The following is a 3809-nucleotide window of genomic DNA, read 5'->3' as shown; positions in this document are numbered from 1 at the left end:
CAGCCCGCTGCCGATGGACCTGGACATGGTCCTGCGCCTGCTGCCGAGTGCCGTGGCGGTGGGCATGCTGGGGCTGGTGACCAGCCTGTCGATTGCGCGCTCACTGTCGGCCCGCTCCCAACAATTGCTCGATGCAAATCAGGAAGTGCGCGCCCAGGGTTTATCCAACATCGTCGGTGGATTTTTCTCCGGGTACTTGTCGGCGGGTTCCTTCACACGGTCGGGCCTGAGTTATGAGGCAGGCGCCTGTTCGCCGCTGGCGGGGGTGTTTTCCGCATTGTGGGTGGCGTTGTTCGCGCTGTTCGGTGCGGCATTGATCGCGCATATCCCGATCCCGAGCATGGCCGCCAGCATCCTGCTGATTTGCTGGGGGTTGGTCGACCATCGTGGTATTCGGGCGCTGTTCCGGGTCAGCCGCGCAGAGTTCGTGGTGATGAGCCTGACCTGCATCGCCACGCTGTTGCTGGAGTTGCAAACGGCCATTTACGCCGGTGTGCTGGCGTCGCTGTTTTTCTACCTCAAGCGCACCTCACAGCCGCGGGTCCAGCAATGGCGTGACGGAGAGGACGATGTGCTGCGGGTCGGCGGGTCGATCTTTTTCGGCGCCAGCCATTACCTGCAGGTGCGGCTGCAAAGCCTGCACGGCCAGCGGGTGGTGATCGAGGCGCAGCAGATCAACTTCATCGACTATTCCGGGGTGGAGATGCTGCACCAGGAAGCGCGCCGATTGAATGGAGTGGGGCGCAGCCTGGCGTTGCGCAAGGCCCGGCCGCAGGTGGTGGAAGAGCTGAAGAAACTGGAAGGGGCCGACCAATGCCCCATCCATTTCGAAGACTGAATGCGGTTAAAACTGTGGGAGCNNCTCCCACATTTGGATTGCGTCAGGCCAGTTGGCTACGCAATTCAGCCAGCACCGGCGCGGAGTCCGGTCGAACGCCGCGCCACAGGAAGAACGCTTCCGCGGCCTGTTCCACCAGCATCCCCAGGCCATCCATTGCCACCGCCGCGCCCTGCTCACTGGCCCAGCGGCAGAAAGCCGTAGGCTCTTTGCCGTACATCATGTCGTAGCAAAAAGTCTTTCCGGGTTCGATCAGGCTGCCGGCAATCGGCGGTACATCGCCTGACAGGCTGGCGGACGTGGCATTGATGATCAGGTCCACCGGTTCACGCAGCCAGTCGAAACCGCTGGCGGACACCGGGCCGAGATCGTCGAACAGCTCGGCGAGCAATTCCGCTTTTTCCACGGTGCGATTGGCAATGATCAGCGAAGCCGGCTGCTCAGCCAGCAATGGCTCCAACGCGCCGCGCACCGCACCACCGGCGCCCAGCAGCAGGATGCGTTTGCCTTGCAGGCTGAACCCGGCATTCACCGTCAAATCCCGCACCAGGCCGGCGCCGTCGGTGTTGTCTCCCAACAGGCTGCCATCGCCGAGCTTGCTCAGGGTATTCACCGCGCCGGCCCGTTGGGCGCGTTCGGTCAGGGTATTGGCCAGGCGATAGGCCTCTTCCTTGAACGGTACGGTGACGTTGGCGCCACGGCCTTGTGCGAAAAATGCTTTTGCACAGCCGGTGAAATCCTCCAACGGCGCGAGCAAGGTGCTGTAGTCCAGTTGCTCGCCGGTCTGTTCGGCGAACAGACGGTGAATCAGCGGCGACTTGCTGTGGCCGATGGGGTTGCCGAAGACGACATAACGATCCATCAGACCGCCGCCTTGGGCAGCACACCCAGCCAGTCGCGGTCTTGCAGGAAGTAGTCGGTTAGGCGCGCTTCTTCGCTGTCGGGGGCGGCTTTCCAGTCATAGCTCCAGCGCACTTGGGGTGGCAGCGACATCAGGATCGACTCGGTACGCCCGCCCGATTGCAGGCCAAACAAAGTGCCGCGGTCGTAGACCAGGTTGAACTCGACGTAGCGGCCACGGCGGAATTCCTGGAATTCGCGCTGCTGCTCGGTATAGGCCATGGCCTTGCGGCGCTGGACGATTGGCAGGTAGGCGTCGATGTAGGCGTCGCCGATGGCGCGCATGAAGGCGAAGCTGGTGTCGAAGTCCCACTCGTTCAAATCATCGAAGAACAAACCGCCGATGCCCCGCGGTTCGTTGCGGTGCTTGATGTGGAAGTAGGTGTCGCACCAGGCCTTGTAGCGCGAGTACACGTCCGGGCCAAACGGCGCGCAGGCCTGTTCGGCGACGCGGTGCCAGTGGATGCAGTCTTCTTCGTTGCCGTAGTAGGGCGTCAGGTCGAAGCCGCCGCCAAACCACCACACCGGCTCTTCGCCTTCTTTTTCAGCGATGAAAAAACGCACATTGGCGTGGGAAGTCGGCACATGCGGGTTGTGCGGGTGGATCACCAGCGACACGCCGAGGGCTTCAAAACCGCGACCGGCCAATTCCGGGCGATGGGCACTGGCGGACGGTGGGAGGCCGCTGCCAAACACGTGGGAAAAGTTAACGCCGCCTTTCTCGATTACCGAACCGTTTTCGATCACACGGGTGCGACCGCCGCCGCCGGCAGGCCGGGTCCAGGCGTCTTCGATGAAGCGAGTGTCCGTCTCGAAGGTTTCCAGGGCGCTGCAAATGCGGTCTTGCAGGTCAAGCAGGTAGGCTTTGACAGCCTCGGTGCGGGTAGTCATGACATCACCTTGAATCGGGCAACGCTACACGAGGCCATTGGGCATCGGCGGCAAATGGGCGCACAGGATACCACTGCACCCACTGCTGCCACAGTTGACGAAGATCAAGCTTAGGAGTCCGATAGGGGGCTACGCGAAATGACTTAAGGAGAGTGCAGATGGCCAAACGTATCCAGTTCCGTGCCCATGGCGGCCCCGAAGTGCTTGAGTATGTGGACTACACCCCGGCAGAACCCGGCCCGCAGCAGGTTCGCGTGCAGAACAAGGCCATTGGCCTGAACTTCATCGACACCTATTTCCGCAGCGGCCTGTATGCACCACCGGCCTTGCCGTCGGGCCTGGGCGCAGAAGGTGCCGGCGTGGTTGATGCGGTGGGCAGCGAAGTCACTCAATTCAAGGTCGGCGATCGCGTGGCCTACGGCAGCGGCCCGCTGGGCGCCTACAGCGAATTGCATGTGTTGCCGGCTGCCAACCTGGTGCACCTGCCGGACGACATCAGCTTCGAACAGGCCGCCGGCGCGATGCTCAAGGGCCTGACGGTGCAGTACCTGTTGCGCCAGACCTATGAGTTGAAGGGCGGCGAAACCATTCTGTTCCACGCCGCTGCCGGTGGCGTCGGCTCCCTGGCTTGCCAATGGGCCAAGGCCTTGGGCGTGAAGCTGATCGGTACCGTGAGTTCGCCGGAAAAAGCGGCGCTGGCCAAATCCCTCGGCGCCTGGGAAACCATCGACTACAGCAAGGAAAATGTCGCACAACGCGTGCTGGAACTGACTGACGGCAAGAAGTGCCCAGTGGTGTACGACGGCGTAGGCAAGGACACCTGGCTCACATCCTTGGACAGCGTCGCGCCACGCGGGCTGGTGGTGAGTTTCGGTAATGCTTCGGGGGCGGTGGATGGGGTCAACCTGGGGATTCTGGCGGCCAAGGGCTCGCTGTATGTGACCCGGCCGACATTGGCGACCTATGCCAACAACCCGGAAAACCTGCAGGCGATGGCGGATGATCTGTTTTCGATGATCATCAGCGGGAAGCTGCAGATTGATATTAACCAACGGTTTTCGTTGGGGGATGCGGCGAAGGCGCAAATTGAGTTGTCGGCGCGGCGGACGACTGGGTCGACCATTCTGTTGCCATAAGGCGTTGGATTTTCAGCGGATTTGAAGGCCTCTTCGCGAGCAAG

The 3809-nt window shown here is 62.0% G+C and carries 4 protein-coding genes; 2 read left to right on the top strand and 2 right to left on the bottom strand.

Annotated elements, in window-relative coordinates; genetic code table 11:
* The coding region (locus HX846_RS31125; protein WP_178966863.1) for a SulP family inorganic anion transporter at positions 1-838 on the top strand (838 nt) is incomplete at its 5' end.
* A 43-nt stretch (positions 839-881) separates the two neighbouring features.
* Here the strand turns inward: HX846_RS31125 and aroE are convergent.
* Together aroE and hemF are read right to left on the bottom strand one after the other, a co-directional pair.
* On the bottom strand, positions 882-1700 hold the full coding sequence (aroE, locus tag HX846_RS31120) for a shikimate dehydrogenase (RefSeq protein WP_102367811.1): 819 nt from the start codon (positions 1698-1700) through the stop codon (positions 882-884).
* The gene (gene hemF / locus HX846_RS31115; RefSeq protein WP_003213625.1) at positions 1700-2629 is read right to left on the bottom strand and encodes an oxygen-dependent coproporphyrinogen oxidase; all 930 of its coding nucleotides are present in this window, start codon (positions 2627-2629) and stop codon (positions 1700-1702) included. Before hemF ends, aroE begins: the two co-directional genes overlap by 1 nt.
* 158 nt (positions 2630-2787) lie before the next feature.
* Here hemF and HX846_RS31110 point away from each other — a divergent pair, with 158 nt between their 5' ends.
* Positions 2788-3765: an NADPH:quinone reductase gene (locus tag HX846_RS31110; RefSeq protein WP_076013283.1), complete on the top strand. Its 978-nt coding sequence runs from the start codon at positions 2788-2790 to the stop codon at positions 3763-3765.
* The last annotated feature ends 44 nt before the right edge of the window (positions 3766-3809 follow it).

It is taken from the genome of Pseudomonas sp. K5002 (genome assembly GCF_013386655.1).
Taxonomy (GTDB): Bacteria; Pseudomonadota; Gammaproteobacteria; order Pseudomonadales; family Pseudomonadaceae; genus Aquipseudomonas.
This window is presented reverse-complemented; position numbering and strand designations above follow the sequence as displayed.

What these genes read in the sequence shown, in the direction of transcription:
- aroE (WP_102367811.1), bottom strand. Translation starts at nt 1,700, where the DNA reads ATGGATCGTTATGTCGTCTTCGGCAACCCCATCGGCCACAGCAAGTCG.
- hemF (WP_003213625.1), bottom strand. Translation starts at nt 2,629, where the DNA reads ATGACTACCCGCACCGAGGCTGTCAAAGCCTACCTGCTTGACCTGCAA.
- HX846_RS31110 (WP_076013283.1), top strand. Translation starts at nt 2,788, where the DNA reads ATGGCCAAACGTATCCAGTTCCGTGCCCATGGCGGCCCCGAAGTGCTT.